We start from the raw sequence: 20,538 nt of genomic DNA, 5'->3' as shown, positions 1-20,538 counted from the left end.
TTTTCCGCTCCGGCGCCGGGTTGCAACAATATTTCTGTTTTGGCGCGCGGACTTGGCCAATCTGCCGCGCAATTCGCCGGCAAAAGCCGGTCTCCAGCGCTCCGGGACGCTGCACTTTCCCGCCGATTTGAAGGAGAGCGCAACAAAATTCCATGTCGGGCGGCGAGGACGCTTCGTGCGTGCGAATTGCACCACGCATGCCGAAATCTTTTGTTGACCTCACCTGCCTCTTCTTCCACGCTGACCGGGTCGGAGCCTTGGGGGCACAGGGTTCGACCAAGCCGCGGCATCGTTCAGCGGCACTTGTGGGGGCAACCATCCGGTTCAGCAACGCGAGGGCACTGAAGGGTCGCCAGGCGACTGTCGCAGCACGGCGATGGCAGGGAATATTGCGCTTGCGAAAAGCCAGGCGCCACAACGATGAGGGGTTGTAGATGTCGAGATTGAAGATCCGTCCCGCGAGCGGACGCCGCACCCTGGCGACCATCCTCGCCCTTGGAGCGGGCGCCGCCGGCATGGCGCCGCTGCAGGCCACCGCCCAGGATGCCGCCCAGGATGTTGCCGGCGCGCCGGTCGGCAACGAGATCGTGGTGACCGCGCTCAAGCGCAGCACGACCATCCAGGAAACGCCGATCTCGATCTCCGCGATCACCGGCGAAAGCCTGTCGCAGTCGGGCGTGCAGAGCATTGCCGATCTCTCGGCCACCACGCCGGGCCTCAACCTGGTCGACGGCGGCCCCTCGCAGCGGCGCGTGGTGATCCGCGGCATCCAGGGCGCGGGCGAGCCGATGATCGGCACCTACTACGACGAGACGCCGGTGACCGGCATGGTCGGCGCCAGCAATGACGCCGGCGGCTCCACGCCCGAGCTGCGCCTGTTCGACGTCGACCGGGTGGAAGTGCTGCGCGGGCCGCAGGGCACGCTCTACGGCGCCGGATCGATGGGCGGCACGCTGCGCATCATCTACAGCAAGCCCGACCTCACCCAGGTGGAGGGCACTGTCGACGCCAGCCTCTCCAACACCGACCATGGCGGCTGGAACTACGAAGGCAGCGCCATGCTGAACGTGCCGCTGGCGACCGACAAGGTCGGCGTGCGCGCGGTGGGCTTCTATCGCCGGCAGGACGGCTTCATCGACAACACCGCGCTCGGGATCGACGACATCAACGTGCTCAAGAGCTACGGCGGCCGCCTGATGCTGCGCATGAAGCCGTCCGAGCGCTGGACCTTCGACGTGGCGGCCTTCCTCAATCGCACCCGCACCGACACCCCGGGCTGGGTGCTGAACGCGGGCAAGTACAACTCCGACGCCTATACCCGCCAGCCGGTGCGCGACGACGTCGAGCTCTACAGCATCACCTCCAACTACGAGTTCGACTTCGCGACCTTCACCGCGACCGGCTCGTACATGCACCGCGACCTGTCGTCGGTCGGCGACGTCTCGCGCTACATCAGCGGCCAGCGCACGCCTGCGCGCTGCGCCACGCTGGTCGGCGCCGGCGCGGCCTGCAGCCCCTCGCAGCTGTCCGGGTTCTATGCGCTGGTGGACTCGCAATCGACCTCGGCGCTCTACCCGCAGCAGGAGATGGACGCCTGGACGGCCGAGCTGCGGCTGAGCTCGGACGGATCGGGGCCGCTGAACTGGACGCTCGGCGGCTTCTATTCGGATCGCAACATCGTCGTGCAGAACCCGCAGGTGAACGCCGATCCCGAGACCGGCGAGATCATCCGCCCGCTGCAGATCGCGACCGTGCGGAACATCGACGACACGCTGACGCAGCTGGCCGGCTTCGGCGAGCTGTCGTGGGATGTCGTCGACGGGCTGAACCTGACGGCGGGCGCGCGCTACTTCCACTACGAGAAGGACATCGTGGGCGAGACGACGGTGCCCTCGATCCTGGTCGGCGCGCGCGTCACGCCGCCCACCCGCGTCGCCTCGTCCGAGAACGGATGGGTGTTCCGCTTCAACGGCTCCTACAAGATCACGCCCGACATCATGCTCTACGCCGAAGCCGCCCAGGGCTTCCGGCCGGGCGGCGCCAACCAGGTGCTCGGGCTCGACGCCGCGCTGACCGCGTACGATTCGGACAGCTTGTGGAACTACGAGGTGGGCCTGAAGACCAGCTTCCTCAACCGGATGGCGACCTTCAACATCGACGTCTACCGCATCGACTGGAGCGACATGCAGATCACGCTGCGCACGCCCAACGGCGCGTTCTCCTACCTCGGCAACGCCGGCAAGGCGCGGGTCGAGGGCGTGGAGGCCGAGCTGGGCCTGCGCCCGCTCTACGGCCTGTCGATCCAGGGCAACGTCACCTACATCGACGCCCGGCTCACCGAGGACCAGAACACCGGCGTGACCGCGACCTCGGGCCTCGACGGGGACCGCATCCCCTACGTGCCGAAGTGGATGGCCGGCGGCTCGGTGCAGTACGACTGGCCGCTCAGCGAGACCCTGGGCGGCATGGCGCGCGTCGATGCGAGCTACGTCGGCGGATCGTGGTCGGACTTCCGCCACACCTACGTCTACGCGCGCGAGGTGGACGACTATGCGCTGGTCAACGCGCGCATCGGGATCGAGGGGCCGGAGAAGGCCTGGGGGGCGTACCTGTTCGCCACCAACCTGCTCAACGCCACCGCCATCACCCGCGCCACCTCCAGCGCCATCGCGGTGGGCCGCACCCTGGTCAACAGCGCCACGCCGCGCACGGTGGGCGTCAACGTCCGCTACAACTTTTGACGACCCGATCCCGGCGCCGGCACTGCCGCCGGCGCCGCCCCGTTCCTCCCCAGTCCGGACCCGCGAGATGACCCTTTCCGCTTTCACCAAATGCCTCCCCCTGGCCGCCGCGCTGCTGTGCGGCGTCTCCGGCGGCGCGATCGCGCGCGACGTCGTGGTCCATGCCGGCCAGCTGTTCGACGGCACCGCGATGCGCAGCCGCGCATCCGTCGTCATCCACGACGACCGGATCGTCTCGGTGGAGGACGGCTTCGTCACCCGCGACGGTGCCGAGGTGGTCGACCTGTCGACCAAGACGGTGCTGCCCGGCCTGATCGACGCGCACGACCACATCCTGATGGGCTACAGCGGCAAGAACCCGGTGGCCGAGCGCGTGCAGGAGACCACGATCGACCAGGCCTATGCCGGCGTCGGCTATGCGCGCGCCACGCTCAAGGCCGGGTTCACCTCGATCCGCGACGTGGGCGGCGAGACCAAGGTGATCGTCGGCCTCAAGAAGGCGATCGCCGAGGGCAAGGTGGAGGGCCCGCGGATCTGGGCCGCCGGCTATCCGCTCGGGCCGACCGGCGGGCACGGCGACCCGCAGAACGGGATGAGCCCGGAGCTCGACTTCCATTCCGAGGGCCGCGTCATCGACGGCCCGGACGAGGCCGCCCGGGTCGTGCGCGCGATGCGGCGCGACGGCGTCGACCTCATCAAGATCATGCCGAGCGGCGGCGTGCTCTCGATCGGCGACGACCCCAGCCACCAGACCATGACCGACGACGAGATCCGCGCCGTGGTCGACACCGCGCATGGCCTCGGCATCAAGGTCGCCGCGCACGCGCACGGCAAGGTGGCGATCCTGCACGCCGCCGAACTGGGCGTCGATTCGATCGAGCACGGCTCGTTCGGCGATGCCGAGACCGACCGCGCCATGAAGGCCCACGGCACCTACCTCGTGCCCACGCTGCTGGTTGCCGACACCGTGGTCCAGATCGCCAAGACGCGGCCCGAGACGCTGAACCCCTCCGCGGCGGCGAAGGCGCTGGAAGTGGGCCCGATCGTCCTGCGCAACCTCGGCCGCGCCTACAAGGCGGGCGTCAAGATCGCCTTCGGGACCGACCAGGGCCTGTCCCCGCACGGCCGCAACGCGCGCGAGTTCGCGCTGATGGTCCAGGCCGGCATGACGCCGCTGGATGCGATCAAGGCGGCCACCGTCCATGCCGCGGACCTGCTCGGCGCCAGCGACCGGATCGGCTCGATCCAGCCGGGGCGCTATGCCGACCTCATCGCCGTCAGCGGCGACCCGCTGCGCGACGTCACCCGGCTGGAGAGCGTCGAGTTCGTGATGAAGGGCGGCGAAGTCGTGAAGTGACCCGGCGGAGCGGGCAGCCCCCCGGGGCGGTCCGCTCTTCGCCGATGCCCTAGCTCTGGCGCCCGGTGGGGACGACCATCGGCGCCGGCCCCGCCAGGTCGATCCGCGCCGTGATGCCGTAGACCTGGCGCAGCCGCTCGGGGCTGAGCACCTCGGCCGGCGTCCCTTCCGCGACGAGCCGGCCGCCGTCGAGCAGCAGCAGCCGGTCGCAGTAGCGCGCCGCCATCGTCAGGTCGTGCAGCACGGCGACGACCAGCGCCCCGGCACGCGCCTCGCGCGCAAGCAGCTCCATGACGTCGATCTGGTGGCCCGGGTCGAGCGCCGCCAGCGGTTCGTCCACCACCAGGCCGGGCGCGCCCACCGCCAGCGCGCGCGCGAGCATCACCCGCGCCCGCTCGCCGCCCGACAGCTCGGTGGCGATGCGATGGGCGAGGTGCAGCACGTCGGCCCGCGCCATCGCCTCCTCCACCGCGCGGCGGTCCTCGGCGCCGACCCGCGACAGCGGCCCAAGATGCGGCAGCCGCCCCAGCTCGACCAGCCGCGCGACGGTCAGCGGCCAGTGCAGCGTCTGGCCCTGCGGCAAGTAGGCGATCGTGCGCGCCAGCGCGCGCGGCGCGATGGCCGCGATGTCCTGCCCGTCGATCCGCACCGTTCCGCTCCGCGCCGGCACGAGGCCGAGCATCGCGCGCACCAGCGTCGACTTGCCGGCGCCGTTGGGGCCGATCACCCCGGTGAGCACGCCGGGCTCCAGCCGTGCGCTCACCGCGTGCAGCACCGGCCGGCGATCCAGGTCCGCGCCGAGGCTTTCGATGGCAAGGCTCACCATGCGCCGCGCTCCCGCAGCAGGTGCACAAGGAACACGGGCACACCCAGGAAAGCGGTCACCACTCCCAGCTTGAGCTCGCTCGCGGTCGCGATCAGCCGCACCAGGATGTCGGCGCCGGCCAGCAGCACCGCGCCGCCCAGCAGCGAAGGCAGCAGGATCGCCGAAGGGCTGCGGTCGGTCAGCGGGCGGACCAAGTGCGGCACGATCAACCCGACGAAGCCGATGGCGCCGGACACCGCCACCGCGCCCCCCACGCCGACTGCGGTGCCGAGCAGCAGCCGGCGCCGCGCCCGCGTCAGGTCCACGCCCAGCGACCGCGCGCCGTCCTCGCCCAGCGAGAGCGCATCGAGCGTCCGCCCGTCGTAGAGCAGCAGTCCCGCGCCCAGCGCAATGCAGGGCAGGGCGATCCAGATGTGCTCGGTCGTGCGGTTCTCGATCGAGCCCAGCAGCCAGGCCATGATCTCCATCGCCGCGAACGGGTTGGACGAGAGGTTGAGGGCCAGGCTGATCCCGGCGCCGGCCAGGGTGGACACGGCGATGCCGGCCAGGATCAGCGCCAGCGGGCTGGCGGATCGCCCCGCCAGCGCGAACAGCAGCAGGAGCGAGAGCAGCCCTGCGCCGATCGACAGGAGCGGCAGCATGACGATGTTCCACTCGGCGATGCCGAAGTAGATCGCGCCGACCGCGCCCAGCGCCGCCGCGTTGGACGCGCCCAGCACCGAAGGCTCGGCCAGCGGGTTGCGCAAGTAGCCCTGCAGCACCGCGCCCGCCAGCCCGAGCATGGCGCCGACCAGCAGTGCGATCACGGTGCGCGTCAGCCGCAGCTCGATCAGGATCGCGCGCAGCACCGGGTCGCCGTGCCCGGCCAGCGCGGCCAGGATGCGGCTTGGGGCGATCGCCACCGGGCCGACCGCCATCGAGCCGCAGGCCGCCAGCACCAGCGCCGCCACAAGCACCGGTATCAGCGCCGGGTGGCGGCTGTGGGAAGGGCCGTCCGCTAGCGCGCGGCGGGGGTCAGGGGAAAGGTCTGGCACGAATACCTCGTCTTGGATCGGTTCCCCGTCACGCTTGTGTCCCGGGGTCGTGTTGCTATGGAGCGGCCCTGATGAGGCTCGCGATCTGTCTTCGTTCGGGAATGCTCGCGCTGGGCGCCCTGGTGGTGCTCCTGGGTGCGAGCGGCAGTCCTGCGCCCCCCGCCCGCCCTGCGGTGCCGGCACCGCGGCGGATCGTCTCCCTCAACCTGTGCGCCGACCAGCTGGTGCTCGCGCTGGCCGACCGGGGCCAGATCGCGGGGCTGACGCGCAATGCCACCGACCCGCATATGTCCGCGGCCGCGGCCTCCGCGCGCGGGCTGCGCGTCCTGCGCGGCTCGGCCGAGGAGATCATGGCGATCGAGCCGGACCTCGTCATCGGCATGCCGGCCCGCCGCAGCCCCGCCATCGCCGTGCTCAAGTCGCGCAAGTACCCGGCAGTCGACCTCAAGTCCGCCGAAAGCTACGCCGCGATCGTCGGCTCCATTCGCGAAGTGGCGAAGGCGGTCGGCCACCCGGAGCGCGGGGAAGCGCTGGTCGCGCGCATGGACCGGGACCTCGCCGGGCTGCCGCGTGCGCGGCCGGGTCTCGTCGCCGCCTACTACCAGCGGCGCGGCTATCTGACGGGGACCGGCACCCTCGTCGATGACCTGATGCATCGCGTGGGGGTGACGAACCTTGCGGCCAAGCTCGGAAAGCCGGCGCTCTCGCAGATGAGCCTGGAGGAAATGGCCGCCGCCCGCCCGGATTTCCTGGTGGTGGACACCGCCACCGACCGCGTCGTCGACCAGGGCACCGCGATGATGCATCATCCGGTGCTGGACGGCATCCCGCGCATCGGCATCCCGCAGGCCTGGACCGTCTGCGGCGGCCCGGCCTACGTCAAGGCGGCGCGTGCGCTGGCGCAGGGCGTCACCGCTCACTGACGTTCTCCCGCCAGTCGATGCGGGCCTGCCAGCCGCGGCGCTCCAGCTCGGGCACGTCGTCGGGCTCCTGCGGATGGCCCAGGCACAGGAGGGCGACGAAGCGCCAGGCAGCAGGCACCTCCAGCAGCGCAGTGACGAACGCAGGCTCCACGATCGAGACCCAGCCCAGGCCGAGGCCGCGGGCGCGGGCAGCGAGCCAGAGCGTGTGGATGGCGAGCACCACCGACCATTCGCGCGTCTGCGGCATCGTCGCCGCACCCAGGCCGAGGCCGGCCGGCGTGGCATCGTCGCAGAACACCGCGATCACCTCGGGCGCGTCGGCCAGGCCATGGAGCTTGAGCGCGCCATAGGCCGCACGGCGGTCCGCAGCCGGCATGCGCGCGCCGGCCTTCGCCGCCTCCGCATCGACGTGGCGTGCCAGCGACGCGCGCGTGGCCTCGGAGCGCACCCGCACGAAGCGCCAGGGCTGCGAATTGCCGACCGAGGGTGCCCGTTGCGCCAGCTCCAGCAACTCGGCCACCAGCGCCTCGTCGAGCGGGTCGCTGCGGAAGTGCCGCGAATCCCGCCGCCATGTCAGCAACGTCGCGAGATCGTCGTGGAAGGAAGGCGCGAAGAGCGGCGGCAAGATCAGAACTCGATGCCCGGTTGCGCCTTGACGCCCTGCTCGCGGAACGGGTGCTTGACCAGCGTCATCTCGGTGACGAGGTCCGCGGCGTCGATCAGCGCCTGCGGCGCATTGCGGCCGGTCACGAGCACGTGCTTCATCGCGGCGCGCCCGGTGAGCACGTCCAGCACCTCCTCGATCGGCAGGTAGTCGTAGCGCAGCACGATGTTGAGCTCGTCAGCCAGCACCATGTCGTAGGCAGGATCGGCGACCATCCGCTTGACCTCGTCCCAAGCCTCGCGCGCCAGCGCGACGTCGCGGGCGCGGTCCTGCGTGTTCCAGGTGAAGCCTTCGCCCATCGGCTTGAACTCGACCTGCTCGGGAAAGGCATCGAAGACCACCTTCTCGCCGGTCGCCATGGCGCCCTTGACGAACTGCACGACGCCGACCTTGCGGCCATGCCCGATCGCGCGCACCACCATGCCGAGCGCCGCGGTGGTCTTGCCCTTGCCCTTGCCGGTGTGGACGATCAGCAGCCCCTTCTCGACCGTCTTGCCGGCCAGGATCCGGTCGTGGACGGCCTTCTTCTTCTTCATCTTCTCGGCGTGCTGCTCGTCGGTGCGCTCTGCCATCGTCATGCTCCTGCGATACGGGCGAGCAGCAGGCCCGCGCTGTTGCTCCGGGGTTTCCACAGGCCGCGCTCGAGCGCCTCGGCCAGGCGCGCGGCAGTCTCGCGCAGCGCTGCGGGATTGGCCTGCGCCATGAACGCGCGCACCGCCTCGTCCTCGATGAAGGCGGCGTGGACGGCATCGAAGTGGTGGTCCTGCACCGCATGCGTGGTGGCGGCGAAGGCGAAGAGGTAGTCGACCGTGGCGGCGATCTCGAACGCGCCCTTGTAGCCGTGGCGCATGACGCCTGCGATCCACTTGGGGTTGGTGACGCGCCCGCGCACGATGCGGCCGATCTCGTCCGCCAGCGTGCGGATCACCGGGCGCTCGGGGCGCGAGTGATCGTTGTGGTAGCTGACCGGCGCGCGGCCCCGGATGTGCTCCACGGCCGCGGCGATGCCGCCCTCGAACTGGTAGTAGTCGTCGCTGTCGAGCAGGTCGTGCTCGCGGTTGTCCTGGTTCTGCACCACGGCATCGGCATGGGCGAGTCTGGCCGTGAACAGCGCGCGCTCGGCCTCCCCCTCGGCGCCGGCGCCATAGGCGTAGCTGCCCCATTCGAGGTAGACCTCGGCGAGATCGCCGCGCTCGTGCCACAGCCGCTCGTCGATCATCGCCTGCAGGCCCGCGCCATAGGCACCCGGCTTCGATCCGAACACGCGGGCGCCGGCGCGGCGGGCGGCGAGCGCGGGATCCTCTCCGGACGCGGCCAGCGCGGCGCTCTCCTGCCGGTGGCGCTGGGCCGCGGGATTGTCGGCGTCGGCCTCGTCCAGCGCCATCACCGCGCGCGCGGCGCAGTCGATCAGGGCCATCTGCTCGGGGAAGGCATCGCGGAAGAACCCGGAGACCCGCAGCGTCACGTCCACGCGCGGGCGGCCGAGCTCGGCCAGGGTCATCACCTCGAACCCGGTCACGCGGCCGGAGGCCCATTCCCAGCGCGGGCGCACGCCCATCAGCGCCAGGGCCTGGGCGATGTCGTCGCCACCGGTGCGCATGTTCGCGGTGCCCCAGGCGGACAGCGCGATGGCGCGCGGGTACTCGCCCTCGCGCTGCAGATAGTCCGCGACCAGCAGCTGCGCCGAGCGCTGGCCGAGGTCCCAGGCGACCGCGGTGGGCACCGCGCGGGTGTCGACCGAATAGAAGTTGCGGCCGGTGGGCAGCACGTCGGGCCGCCCGCGCGTCGGCGCGCCCGAGGGCCCCGGCGCCACGAAGCGCCCGTCGAGCCCGGCCAGGAGCGCCTGCGTCTCGGCGGCCCCGCAGCGGTCCACACGCGGCGCGAGGTCGGCGGCGATGGCCTCGAGCACCGCGGTGCTGGCGGGCAGGGGATCGGCCGGGGGACGGTCGAGCCAGGCCGCCGCGAGCAGCTCCAGCCGCTCGACGGTGTCGCCCAGCGTCCGCCACGGCTCGTCCGACACCGCGGCCAGCGCCGCCGGCCGCGGGCCCGACCAGGGATCGGCCATGCGGCAGTCGAGCGGGTCGAAGGCGAGGGCGAAGTCCTGCGCCATGGCGCGCAGCAGCGAGGCTTGCCCCGGTCCGTCGTAGCCGCGCGGCGCCCGCGCCAGGGCGACGAGCAGGTCGCGCCGCAGCCGGCCTTGGGGCGAGTGGCCGAAGACGTGCAGCCCGTCGCGGATCTGCAGCTCCTTGAGCTCGCACAGGTAGTTGTCGATGGCCGAGAGCGCATCGTCGCCGTCGCCGGTCGCGCCCGCGTCCTTGTCCAGCCCCTGCGACCGGGCGAGGTCGATGATGTCGCGGCGCAGCCGCTCCAGCCGGCGCGGGTCCATGCCGGCGGCGAGGTAGTATTCGTCCACCAGCGCTTCGAGGTGCTTGAGCGGGCCATGGCTCTCGGCGCGGGTCAGGGGCGGGGTCAGGTGGTCGACGATCACCGCACCGATGCGCCGCTTGGCCTGCGTGCCTTCGCCCGGGTCGTTGACGATGAACGGGTAGAGCTGCGGCACCGGCCCGGCGCAAACCTCGGGGAAGCAGTCGGCCGACAGCGACAGCGCCTTGCCGGGCAGCCACTCCAGGTTGCCGTGCTTGCCGACATGGACGAGCGCCTGTGCGCCGAACCGCCGCTCCAGCCACACGTGGAAGGCGAGGTAGGCATGCGGCGGCGGCAGCGCCGGGTCGTGGTAGCTGGCCTTGGGGTCGATGTTGTAACCCCGCGCCGGCTGCACCGCGAGGCAGACATGGCCGAAGCGGTGGACCGCGAGGCGAAAGGCGCCGTCGCGCACGAACGGATCGTCGGCGGGCGCCCCCCAGCGCGCGGTCATGGCGGCGCGCGCGCCCTCGGGCACCGCGGCGAAGGCGGCCTCGTACTCGGCGAGGGGCAGCGCCGCCTCGCCGGGTCGTGCGAGGGAGGCGAGGTCGTTGGTGACCCCGCCGGTCATCACCTGCATGAGCGCCTGCCCGTCCCCCGGCGCATCACCGACGTCGTAGCCCGCGGCCGCGAGCGCGGTCAGGATGGAGGCGGCGCTGGCCGGCGTGTCCAGCCCCACGCCATTACCGATGCGGCCGTCGCGGTTGGGATAGTTGGCCAGCACCAGCGCCACCCGGCGCTCCGCCGGCGGCGTGCGGCGCAGCGCCGCCCAGCGCGCGGCGAGCGCGGCGACGAAGGCCATCCGGTCCTCGGCCACCCGCGGCACGACGATGCCGCACTGGGTCACCGCGTCGAAGCGCTCCGCCGCCTTGAAGGCGACGGCCCGGGTGAACAGGCGCCCGTCCACCTCGGGCAGCGCGACGTTCATCGCCAGGTCGCGGGGCGGCAGCCCGCGTGCCGAGGCCTGCCACTCGGCCTCCTCGACGGCGGCGACGGCGACCTGCAGGATCGGGCAGTCGGCCTGTTCCAGCACGCTGCCCACCCGCGGTTCGCCCGAGCCCGAGGCCGCGAAGCTGGTGGCGTTGACCACGACGTCGGGCGCGATCTCGCGGATGAAGCCGCCCAGCCAGCGCACCGCCGCCGGTTCGCGCAAGGCGCGCACGTGGACGGGCGCCACATTGAACCCCTCGCGGCGCAGCGCCTCGACCATGGCGTCGATGGCATCGAGCGTGCCCGCCACCATCAGCGCGCGGTAGAACACCAGCAGCGCCACAGGCGCGCCCGGTGCCCACGAGGCTTGCAGGTCCGCCAGCGTCGGCCGCGCGAGCCCGGGAAGGTAGAGCCCGGCATCGGCAATCGGCACCGGATCGTCGGGCGTCCCGCAGTCCCGCCCGATCGCCCGCGCCGCCAGCTGCAGGAAGGCGAGCGCGTTGGCGGTCCCGCCCTGGCGCAGGTAGTCGCGCAACCGTTCGATGGTGTCGGGCGACACCGTGGAGGCCGCCTCCAGCACCGGGTCGTCCTCGTGCCCGCTGGCGATCGCGGCGAAGGCGATCCCGCGCTCGCGTGCCACCAGCGCGATCTCGTCGACGCCGTAGGGCCAATAGCTCTTGCCGCCCAGCAGCACGACGCAAACGAAGCGCGCATGGGCGATCACCTTCTCGACGTAGAGGTCGACCGAGTAGGGGTGGCGAAGCTGCAGCAGGTTCGCCAGGCGCACGCTGGGGCCGCCCTCGGGCAGCTGCGCGGCGGCTGCGGCGAAGCAGGCGAGTTCGCTGTCCGCCACCGTGAGGATCACGATGTCGCCCGGCGGCTGGTCGAGGTCGATCGCCTCCTCGCCGTTGGAGACCGCGCCCGGGGTGGCGGAGAGGAGGTGCATCAGCCGCGCGGCACGCCGTCGAGGGCGGGCGCCAGGGCGGCCTCGATCGCGGCGCGGTCCAGGCCCTTCTGCCCGATCACCACCAGCTGCGTGCGGCGCGGCTCGGCCGGCTTCCAGGCGCGGTCGAAGAAGTGCTGGATGCGCGGCCCGACAGCCTGCACCACGAGGCGGCTGGGCTTGCCGGCCACCGCCACCATGCCCTTGACGCGCAGCACGTCGTGCGCGGCGATCTGCGCTGCGACCGCCGCCAGCAGCGCGTCCGGATCGACGACCTCGCCGCCCGCGACGATGAAGGTGTCGAAGTCGTCATGGTCGTGGTCGTCGTCGAGCCCGTCGATGTGGGAGGGGCGCGAATCGAGGTCGTCCTCGGCCGCCGCGGTGATGCCGAGCAGGGCCGCGATGTCCACCGCGCCATGGTCGGCCCGCACGATCTTCACGCCGGGACGCGTCTCGGCCGAAACCTGTGCCTCGACCCGGGCGAGCGTTTCGGCATCGACGAGGTCGGTCTTGTTGAGCACCACCATGTCCGCGCAGCCGAGCTGCTCCTCGAACAGCTCCTCCAGCGGGCTGTCGTGGTCGAGGCTGGGGTCGGCCGCGCGGGCGGCGGCGAGCGCCTCGGCATCGGTGGCGAAACGGCCGGCGGCCACGGCATCGGCGTCGATCAGCGCGACTACGCCGTCCACCGTGGCGCGGGTGCGGATGCCGGGCCACTGGAACGCCTTGACCAGCGGCTTGGGCAGCGCCAGGCCCGAGGTCTCGATGATGATGTGGTCCGGCGGGCTCGGCCGGTCGAGCAGCTTCTCCATGGTCGGCAGGAAGTCGTCCGCCACGGTGCAGCAGATGCAGCCGTTCGCCAGTTCGAGGATGTCCTCCTCGGGGCAGGCGGCGTCGTTGCAGCCTTTCACCAGTTCGCCGTCGACGCCGACGTCGCCGAACTCGTTGATGACCAGTGCCAGCCGGCGGCCGCGGGCATTCTGCAGCAGATGCCGGATGAGCGTGGTCTTGCCCGCGCCGAGGAAGCCGGTGATGACGGTGGTGGGTACTTTGCTCAAGGTCATGCTCTCCCGCGCCGGCGACTTCGGTGGGCGGGGCGTACCGGCGGCGCGGCGACGCGTCCGACGGCCCGGTGCGCCTGCGGACGGGCAGGCGCGAACACGCCCGCCACACGGCACCGATGCGGCCCTGCGCCGCGATACGAATGTCGCTCAGACGGACCATACCGTGCCGTGGCCATCCCCTGGACCAAGGCAAGAGCGACCGGACGCCGGCAGGTCTCCTGGCTCGCGGGTCAAGGCACGATGCACGCCTTCCCAGGCCTGCGGGCCCAGTGGCTGGCCTCCCGCTGCCGGGAGAACGTGTGCATCGCGCTCGCCGCTTACAGTTGCAGGGACAGCTGCGGAATCGAATGGTCGCCCATTCCCACCGCCTTCCCGTTTTAAGCCTCTTGCGAGGCACCGGCGCGATCTTCGGACGGCAAGCCGCCCGGCCCGCGTCATAGGGCCTTCGTTCCCCACCCGCAAGCGGCCAGCGCCCGTCGCCAGCGGGCCCGCCGCCGTGAGCCGAGAGCGCCATCGTGCCGGCGCATCGTGGCGCCAGCGATCCGAGGGCTCTTGCACCGCCGGCGCGGCGCGACTAAGCACCCGCGCAGCCGAACGTCCTGCAAGGGCGCTTCGGCCAGATCGCGCCGGTGTCCCGAAAGGGGCTTAATAGGGAACGCGGTGAGGGGGCTCGGCTCCCGAATCCGCGGCTGTCCCTGCAACTGTAAGTGGCGAGCGCGATGCATAAGCCGGCGACCGATGGACGCCGGCAGCCACTGGGCCGGACGCTGCGACATGCGAGGCCTGGGAAGGCCATGCATCGTGTGCTGACCCGCGAGCCAGGAGACCTGCCGGCGTCCGGTCGCTCTTGCCGTGGTCCAGGGGATGGCCGAGGCACGGAAACTCCGTCTGAGCGACGCACGTGCGGCGGGGGCCGCACCGGCTGACGTGCCGGGCGCCGAGGCGTCCGTCCGGTACGTGCGCCGACCGCGCGCAGAGGCCCCACGCCAGGTTTCGCTGACGCCTGCGGGGTATCGAAGATGAATACGCACAAGGTTTCGCCCGCGGCGTTGGCCGTGGTGCTTCTACTCGCCTGCCGGCCGGCGCTGGCGGACGAGGTTCGGGCCGGGGAGGCTCGGGCCGGGGAGGCTGGGGCCGAAGAGGCTGGGGCCGCGTCGGATGGCGCAGCAGACGCGGTCTCGGGGGACACCGGGGACTCGATCGTGGTCACCGGGCAGAGCGTCGAGGAGACGCTGCCGCGCGAGATCGCGCGCTACGGCAGCGACCTGCACGAGGTGAGCGAACAGGAGATCGACGAGCGGGGCGCGGTCGATGTCGCCGCCGCGCTGCAGGCGGTGCCGGGGCTCTACGTCATGCCGCGCAGCGGCCCCTTCAGCTACGTGGACCTGTCGCTGCAGGGGTCGCGCACGCAGGACGTCCTCTGGACCGTGGACGGCATCCGCATCAACAACCGCCTCTACGGCTCCACCTCGCCCAACGACACCCTGCCGGCCAGTATGGTCGAGCGCATCGAGGTGCTCAAGGGCGGGGAGAGCCTGTTCTACGGCACCCAGGCCGCCGCGGGCGTCATCAACGTGGTGACCCGCTCGTTCGCAGACACCTTCGGCGGGCAGGTGAACGCGCAGGTGGACAGCCGCGCGGGCACCAACGTCGACGGCTGGGTACGCGGCAGCGCCGGGCGGCACCGCTTCGTCGCCTGGGCCTCGCACAACCGCTCGGAGGGCTACCGCCCCTACAGCCATCTCGAACCGAGCGCGACCGACCGGCGCTACGGCTACGACCTGTGGTCCGTAGGCGGCAAGTACCAGTTCGACTTCGGGTCCGACCTGCTCCTCAACGCCCAGTACCAGCACACCGAGGCGGATCTCGACAACCTCTCGCCCACCCGCATCCGCGAGAGCCGCAACGATCGCAACGAGGAGATCGCCAGCCTCCGCCTCGACTACGTCGGCAGCGAGGCCGTGCAGTTTTTCCTCAAGGGCTACTACCACGACTGGAGCACCGCCTACGTCCAGATCCGCAACGACCTGGCCGGCGGTCCGCCGATCGTCGTCTACCCCGAGGGAACCTTTTGGGGGTACAAGGACTTCGGCGGCAGCGCGGTGGTCAAGCTGCGGCCGCATCGCGGGCTGGAGTACCTGCTCGGCTACGACTACCAGAACTTCAAGGGTCGCGACGACGTCCTGCTGATCGGCAAGACTAAGGAGCGCGTCCACGCCGGCATCGCCCAAGTGCGCACCACCGACGAGATCTCCGACCGCGCACGGCTGGCGGCAGGGCTGCGCTACAACGACGGCAGCGGGTCGAAGAAGACCGTGTGGAACGTCTCAGGCCGGTTCGACGCGAGCGAGGCGCTCTACCTGGAGGCCAACGGCGGCACCTCGTTCCTGCTGCCCAGCGCCTCCCAGCTCTACCAGATCGACCCCTGCTGCGAGCGGGGCAATCCGAACCTGCGACCCGAGGAGAGCCTGGGGTTCAATCTCAGCGTCGGCGGCACGCTGGCGGGGCGGGTCACCTGGCAGCTCACCGGCTTCGCGCGGCGCATCGATAACCTGATCGACATCAGCTACACCGATCCGGACTACCCCGACGGCATCTACGTCAACGTCGACCAGCGGGTGAAGGTGCGCGGCGCCGAACTGCAGCTGGGCGCGACGATCGCCGATGCCTGGGAGCTGGGTGCCAGCTACACCTACACCCGCTCGCGCGATACCGGGGCGGACGTGCAGCGCGACCGCACCCCGAAGCAGCTCGCGCGCGGGTCGGTGGCCTTCCGCCCGGCCGACGTTCCCTTCAGCGCCAATGTCGCGGTCAGCTGGGTCGGGGACACCTGGCGCACCGTGTCCGGCTTCGGCCGGCGCAACTACGGCGACTACGTCCTCGTCGATGCGGGCTTCCAGATCTATCCGGACGGCGCCGCCCGGCGCCACCGGTTCAGCGTCAACCTGGAGAACATCTTCGACAAGGACTATGCCACCGGCCTCGGCTCGGCCCTGCGCGACGATGGCAGCGGCCGCTTCCTCTACGCCACGCGCGGGGTGCCTCGGACGCTGCGCGTCAGCTACGGCGTGTCGTTCTGAGAGGCGGCGCGATGATCCTGCGCTCCCTGCTCGTCCTCCATCGCTGGCTGGGCATCGTGGTCGGCCTGGTCATGACGGTATGGTGCCTGTCGGGCTTCGTCATGATGTACTCGCCCTATCCGCGCCTCTCGCCCGAGGCGCAGTTGCGCGGGCTTGCGCCGCTGCATCTGGCGGGGCCGACGCAGTGGGCGCGGGTGGACCTGCCCGCGGACACGCCGCTGTCGTCCGCGACGGTGGAGATGAGCGGGAGCCGGGCCGTGCTGCGGCTGACCCCCGCGCGCGATCCCGGGCGGCCGATCGCGCAGATGCGGGCGGCGCCGCTCGGCATTGACCTGGCGACGGGGCGGGCGCTCGCGCCCACCTCGCAGGCGGAAGCGCTCGCGATCGGGCGCAGCTTCGGGCGGCAGCTCGGGATCCAAGGGGCGCCCTTGCGGGCCAGCGCGGTGACCATCGATCAGTGGACGGTGCAGACCGCCCGCCGGCACCAGCCGCTCTGGCGCGTCGACTACGAAGGCGGCGACACCGCCTACGTCGCCGGTTCGGGGGAGGTGGTGCAGCACACCACCCGCGCCGAGCGGTTCTGGGGCTGGCTGGGGGCGGTGCCGCACTGGCTCTACCCCACCCTGCTGCGGCAGGACGGGGCGCTGTGGTCGCAGGTGGTGATCTGGGTGTCGCTGGCGGGGTGTTTCCTCGTCATCACCGGGCTGTGGGTGGGCCTCTCCCGGCTGCGGCGGGATCGCGCGGGCCGAGTGGGCTCGCCCTATCGCGGCCTCTGGTGGTGGCACCACATGAGCGGGCTGGTGTTCGGGGTGCTGGCGCTGACCTGGGTGGCGAGCGGGCTGTTCTCGATGAACCCGTTCGGCTTCCTCGACAGCATGGCCGGGCTGGCCGAGCGCGAGCGGCTGGCCGGGCCGCTTCGCTGGGGCGAGCTGCGCGGCGCGCTGGCGCGGGCCGAGATTCCCCCCGGCACCGTGCGGATCGAGGCGGCCCCGCTCGGCGGCCGGACCTACCTCGCGCGCGTCGACGCCGCGGGGACCCGCACGCGCCTCGACGCGCAAGGCCGCCGCGCACCGCTGCAGCGCGCGGAACTCCTCGGCGCGCTGGCGGCCGGGCCGCGCCTGGCCTCGCTCGACCTGATGACGCGCGAGGACGCCTACTACTACGCCCACAAGACCCCCGCGCCGCTGCCGGTGTGGCGCGCGGTGCTGGCGGACGGGCAGGCGACGCGGCTCTACCTCGATCCCGCGACGGGGCGGCTGATCCGCGCCTACGACGCCAATCGCCGGGCCGAGCGCTGGCTGCGCAACGGGCTCCACAGCCTCGACCTGCCGGGCCTGCGCACCCGTCCGCTGTGGGACCTCGTGGTGCTTCCGCTGCTCGCCATGGTCACGCTGGTCTGTGCCACCGGAACCTGGATGGGCGTCCACAAGCTGCGCCGCGACGGGCGCCGCATCCGCAATCGCCGCCGACGGCGCCGCCACCAAGACCGCGCTCCGGCGCCTACCGAGGGACTCCCCGCATGACCGCTGCCGAACCCGGCCTGCGCCGCCGCATCGTCGTCCTGTTCTGCGCGCTGGCGCTCGCCAACCTGCTCGCCTGGGCCTGGGCGTTCACCGCGTTTCAGGCGAACACGGTGATGCTGGGCACCGCGCTGCTCGCGTGGAGCCTGGGCCTGCGCCACGCGGTGGACGCCGACCACATCGCGGCGATCGACAACGTGACCCGCAAGCTGATGCAGGACGGGCAGCGGCCGGTGACGGTGGGCCTGTGGTTCGCGCTCGGCCATTCCGCCATCGTCCTGATCGCCGCCACCACCATCGCGCTGGCGGCGAGCACCCTGGCGGACTTCGAGAGCATCGGCGAGACCGGCGGCGTGGTGGCGACGATCGTCTCGGCCGGATTCCTGTTCGCCATCGCGATCATGAACCTGGCGATCCTGCGCGGCGTCTGGGCGCGCTTCCAGCAGGTCCGGCGCGGCGCCCCCGCGCAGGAGGAGGACCTCGACATGCTGCTGGCCGGCGGCGGACTGGTGTCGCGCGTGCTGCGCCCGCTGTTCCGGCTGGTGAGCCGCAGCTGGCACATGGCGCCGCTCGGCTTCCTGTTCGGCCTCGGCTTCGACACCGCGACCGAGGTCGCGATCCTCGGCCTTTCGGGCGCCCATGCCGCGGACGGCGTCTCGCTGGGCACGCTGCTGGTGTTCCCGGTGCTGTTCGCCGCGGGCATGGCGCTGGTCGACACCGCCGACGGCGTCATCATGCTGGGCGCCTACGAGTGGGCCTTCGTCAAGCCGATCCGCAAGCTCTACTATAACGTCACGATCACCGCGATCTCGGCACTGGTGGCGCTGGTGATCGGCTCGATCCAGACCGCCGCGCTGCTGTCCGAGAAGTTCGGACTGCGCGGCGGCATATGGCGCGAGGCGAGCGCCCTGTCCGAGCAGTTCAACACGCTCGGCTTCTTCATCATCGGCCTGTTCGTGCTGTGCTGGCTGGCGAGCTGGGCCGTCTATCGCCTCGGCCGCTTCGACGACATCGAGGCCCCGCGCGCCGCGCCCTGAGGCCCGAACCGCGCGCCCGAACCGAGCGTCAGGCCCGCAGGCGCGCCGCGTGCCAGGCGACGTGCTCGGGCATGAAGGTGGAGATGAAGTAGTAGGAGTGGTCGTAGCCCTCCTGCATGCGGATCGTCGCGGGCTGGCCCGCCGCCTCGCAGGCCGCGGCCAGCAGCTGCGTCCGGAGCTGCTCCTCCAGGAAGCCGTCGGCGGTGCCCTGGTCCACCAGCAGGTCGGGCAGCCGCGCGCCGTCGGCGATCAGGGCGCAGGCGTCGTAGGCGCGCCAGGCCTCGCGGTCCGCGCCCAGGTAGCCGCCCAGCGCCTTCTCGCCCCAGGGACAGGCCAGCGGCGACACGATCGGCGCGAAGGCGCTGACCGAACGGAACCGTCCGGGTTGGCGCAGCGCCACGGTGAGCGCGCCGTGCCCGCCCATCGAGTGCCCGGTGATCCCCTGGCGGTCCATGTCGACCGGGAAGCGCGCGGCGAGAAGGGCGGGCAGCTCTTCCTCCACATACGTGCGCATGCGGAACTGCGCGGCCCAGGGCTCCTGCGTCGCATCGACGTAGAAGCCCGCGCCCTGCCCGAAGTCATAGGCCGCGTCGTCGGGCACGCCCGCGCCGCGCGGGCTGGTGTCGGGCGCGACGAAGATCACCCCATGCTCGACGCAGGCGGCGCGGAACTCGCCCTTTTCGGTCACGTTGGCGTGGGTGCAGGTGAGGCCGGAGAGATACCACACCACCGGCAGCCGGGCCCCGGGCGCATGGTCCGGCACGAAGACGGAGAACGTCATCGCCGTGCGCGTGGCACTGCTCTGGTGCCGATAGACGCCCTGCGTGCCGCCGTGGCTGCGGTTGGTGGAGAGGGTCTCCATCAGAAGACGACGACCGACCGGATGGATTCGCCCGCGTGCATCAGGTCGAAGCCCTTGTTGATCTCCTCCAGCGACAGCACGTGGGTAATCATCGGGTCGATCTCGATCTTGCCGTTCATGTACCAGTCGACGATCTTGGGCACGTCGGTGCGGCCCTTGGCCCCGCCGAAGGCGGTGCCGCGCCAGTTGCGGCCGGTGACGAGCTGGAACGGCCGGGTGCTGATCTCCTTGCCGGCCTCGGCCACGCCGATGACGATCGAGGTGCCCCAGCCGCGGTGGCAGGCCTCGAGCGCGGTGCGCATGACCTCGGTGTTGCCGGTGCAGTCAAAGGTGTAGTCCGCGCCGCCATCGGTCAGCGCGAGCACTTCGGCGATCACGGCCTCGCGGCTCTTCCCCTTGGCGTCGATGAACGCGGTCATGCCGAAACGACGGCCCCAGTCCTCGCGGTCGGGGTTGATGTCCACGCCCACGATCATGCCGGCGCCCGCCAGCCGCGCACCCTGGATGACGTTGAGGCCGATGCCGCCCAGGCCGAACACGACGACGTTGTCGCCCACCTGCACCTTGGCCGTGTTGACCACCGCGCCGACGCCCGTGGTCACCCCGCAGCCGACGTAGCACGAGGTCTGGAACGGCGCGTCCTCGCGGATGCGGGCGACGGCGATCTCGGGCAGGACCGTGAAGTTGGAGAAGGTCGAACAGCCCATGTAGTGGAAGATCGACTGCCCCTTGTAGCTGAAGCGGCTGGTGCCGTCCGGCATCAGGCCCTGGCCCTGCGTCGCGCGGATCGCCGTACACAGGTTAGTCTTGCCCGAAAGGCACGACTTACACTGGCGGCATTCCGGGGTGTAGAGCGGGATGACGTGGTCGCCCGGCTTCACGCTGGTGACGCCCGGGCCCACCTCGCGCACCACGCCCGCACCCTCGTGGCCGAGGATCGAGGGGAAGATGCCCTCGCTGTCGAACCCGTCGAGGGTATAGGCGTCGGTATGGCAGATGCCGGTCGCCATGATCTCCACCAGGACTTCGCCCTGCCGGGGGCCTTCCAGGTCGACCTCGACGATCTCCAGCGGCTTCTTGGCTTCGAATGCGACGGCGGCGCGGGTCTTCATCGGCATGTCTCCTGGTGGGGCAGAGGG

Annotated in this window: 15 protein-coding genes and 2 riboswitches; of the genes, 7 read left to right on the top strand and 8 right to left on the bottom strand. The window is 71.5% G+C overall.

What is annotated here, in order from left to right; all coding sequences use genetic code 11:
- Nucleotides 1-52 precede the first annotated feature (52 nt).
- The 3 genes from ACFFJC_RS15845 to ACFFJC_RS15835 all read left to right on the top strand — a co-directional run bounded on the left by ACFFJC_RS15845 (nucleotide 53) and on the right by ACFFJC_RS15835 (nucleotide 4,098).
- Nucleotides 53-217, top strand: a complete 165-nt coding sequence (locus tag ACFFJC_RS15845; protein WP_379488453.1) for a hypothetical protein — start codon at nucleotides 53-55, stop codon at nucleotides 215-217.
- A gap of 217 nt (nucleotides 218-434) precedes the next feature.
- Nucleotides 435-2,741, top strand: a complete 2,307-nt coding sequence (locus ACFFJC_RS15840; protein ID WP_379488452.1) for a TonB-dependent receptor — start codon at nucleotides 435-437, stop codon at nucleotides 2,739-2,741.
- A 67-nt stretch (nucleotides 2,742-2,808) separates the two neighbouring features.
- Entirely contained in the window at nucleotides 2,809-4,098 is a 1,290-nt protein-coding gene (locus tag ACFFJC_RS15835) for a metal-dependent hydrolase family protein (RefSeq protein WP_379488451.1), read from the top strand.
- A gap of 49 nt (nucleotides 4,099-4,147) precedes the next feature.
- Here ACFFJC_RS15835 and ACFFJC_RS15830 read toward each other — a convergent pair whose 3' ends face one another.
- Both ACFFJC_RS15830 and ACFFJC_RS15825 read right to left on the bottom strand, forming a co-directional pair.
- Entirely contained in the window at nucleotides 4,148-4,924 is a 777-nt protein-coding gene (locus ACFFJC_RS15830; RefSeq protein ID WP_379488450.1) for an ABC transporter ATP-binding protein, read from the bottom strand.
- Nucleotides 4,918-5,889 carry a FecCD family ABC transporter permease gene (locus ACFFJC_RS15825; RefSeq protein ID WP_379488542.1) on the bottom strand — a complete coding sequence of 324 codons (972 nt, stop codon included), beginning with the start codon at nucleotides 5,887-5,889 and terminating at the stop codon, nucleotides 4,918-4,920. Before ACFFJC_RS15825 ends, ACFFJC_RS15830 begins: the two co-directional genes overlap by 7 nt.
- 140 nt (nucleotides 5,890-6,029) lie before the next feature.
- Between ACFFJC_RS15825 and ACFFJC_RS15820 the strand changes: the two genes are divergently transcribed.
- Complete coding sequence (locus ACFFJC_RS15820; RefSeq protein WP_379488449.1) at nucleotides 6,030-6,881, top strand: ABC transporter substrate-binding protein; 852 nt, start codon at nucleotides 6,030-6,032, stop codon at nucleotides 6,879-6,881.
- On the opposite strand, the gene bluB is transcribed toward ACFFJC_RS15820, so the two are convergent.
- From bluB to cobW, 4 genes are read right to left on the bottom strand one after another with little or no spacing between them, the layout of a single operon-like run.
- Nucleotides 6,868-7,509 (bottom strand): 5,6-dimethylbenzimidazole synthase, encoded by a 642-nt coding sequence (gene bluB, locus ACFFJC_RS15815; protein WP_379488541.1) that lies wholly within the window; start codon nucleotides 7,507-7,509, stop codon nucleotides 6,868-6,870. The genes ACFFJC_RS15820 and bluB overlap by 14 nt on opposite strands.
- A complete protein-coding gene (gene cobO, locus ACFFJC_RS15810; protein ID WP_379488448.1) occupies nucleotides 7,509-8,117 on the bottom strand; it encodes a cob(I)yrinic acid a,c-diamide adenosyltransferase in 609 nt (202 codons plus the stop codon). The genes bluB and cobO overlap by 1 nt, the downstream gene beginning before the upstream one ends.
- Before the next feature lie 2 nt (nucleotides 8,118-8,119).
- The gene (gene cobN, locus ACFFJC_RS15805) at nucleotides 8,120-11,842 is read right to left on the bottom strand and encodes a cobaltochelatase subunit CobN (RefSeq protein WP_379488447.1); all 3,723 of its coding nucleotides are present in this window, start codon (nucleotides 11,840-11,842) and stop codon (nucleotides 8,120-8,122) included.
- Complete coding sequence (gene cobW, locus ACFFJC_RS15800; RefSeq protein ID WP_379488446.1) at nucleotides 11,842-12,894, bottom strand: cobalamin biosynthesis protein CobW; 1,053 nt, start codon at nucleotides 12,892-12,894, stop codon at nucleotides 11,842-11,844. Before cobW ends, cobN begins: the two co-directional genes overlap by 1 nt.
- Before the next feature lie 197 nt (nucleotides 12,895-13,091).
- A riboswitch (cobalamin riboswitch) is annotated at nucleotides 13,092-13,316 on the bottom strand.
- A 194-nt stretch (nucleotides 13,317-13,510) separates the two neighbouring features.
- Nucleotides 13,511-13,749: riboswitch (cobalamin riboswitch) on the top strand.
- Nucleotides 13,750-13,919: 170 nt separating this feature from the next.
- Between cobW and ACFFJC_RS15795 the strand changes: the two genes are divergently transcribed.
- The 3 genes from ACFFJC_RS15795 to ACFFJC_RS15785 are packed head-to-tail and all read left to right on the top strand — an operon-like array spanning nucleotide 13,920 to nucleotide 18,537.
- Nucleotides 13,920-15,980, top strand: a complete 2,061-nt coding sequence (locus tag ACFFJC_RS15795) for a TonB-dependent receptor plug domain-containing protein (protein ID WP_379488445.1) — start codon at nucleotides 13,920-13,922, stop codon at nucleotides 15,978-15,980.
- A gap of 11 nt (nucleotides 15,981-15,991) precedes the next feature.
- On the top strand, nucleotides 15,992-17,503 hold the full coding sequence (locus ACFFJC_RS15790; RefSeq protein WP_379488444.1) for a PepSY domain-containing protein: 1,512 nt from the start codon (nucleotides 15,992-15,994) through the stop codon (nucleotides 17,501-17,503).
- Nucleotides 17,500-18,537: a HoxN/HupN/NixA family nickel/cobalt transporter gene (locus ACFFJC_RS15785; protein WP_379488443.1), complete on the top strand. Its 1,038-nt coding sequence runs from the start codon at nucleotides 17,500-17,502 to the stop codon at nucleotides 18,535-18,537. Before ACFFJC_RS15790 ends, ACFFJC_RS15785 begins: the two co-directional genes overlap by 4 nt.
- A gap of 28 nt (nucleotides 18,538-18,565) precedes the next feature.
- Here the strand turns inward: ACFFJC_RS15785 and fghA are convergent, their stop codons facing one another.
- Together fghA and ACFFJC_RS15775 are read right to left on the bottom strand one after the other, a co-directional pair.
- A complete protein-coding gene (fghA, locus tag ACFFJC_RS15780) occupies nucleotides 18,566-19,399 on the bottom strand; it encodes an S-formylglutathione hydrolase (protein ID WP_379488442.1) in 834 nt (277 codons plus the stop codon).
- Nucleotides 19,399-20,511 carry an S-(hydroxymethyl)glutathione dehydrogenase/class III alcohol dehydrogenase gene (locus tag ACFFJC_RS15775; protein ID WP_379488441.1) on the bottom strand — a complete coding sequence of 371 codons (1,113 nt, stop codon included), beginning with the start codon at nucleotides 20,509-20,511 and terminating at the stop codon, nucleotides 19,399-19,401. The genes fghA and ACFFJC_RS15775 overlap by 1 nt, the downstream gene beginning before the upstream one ends.
- Nucleotides 20,512-20,538: the final 27 nt, after the last annotated feature.

This window comes from Novosphingobium soli (assembly GCF_042432915.1).
Taxonomy (GTDB): Bacteria; Pseudomonadota; Alphaproteobacteria; order Sphingomonadales; family Sphingomonadaceae; genus Novosphingobium; species Novosphingobium soli.
The sequence above is the reverse complement of the archived record's forward strand: the minus strand, read 5'-3'. Positions and strand labels throughout refer to the sequence as shown.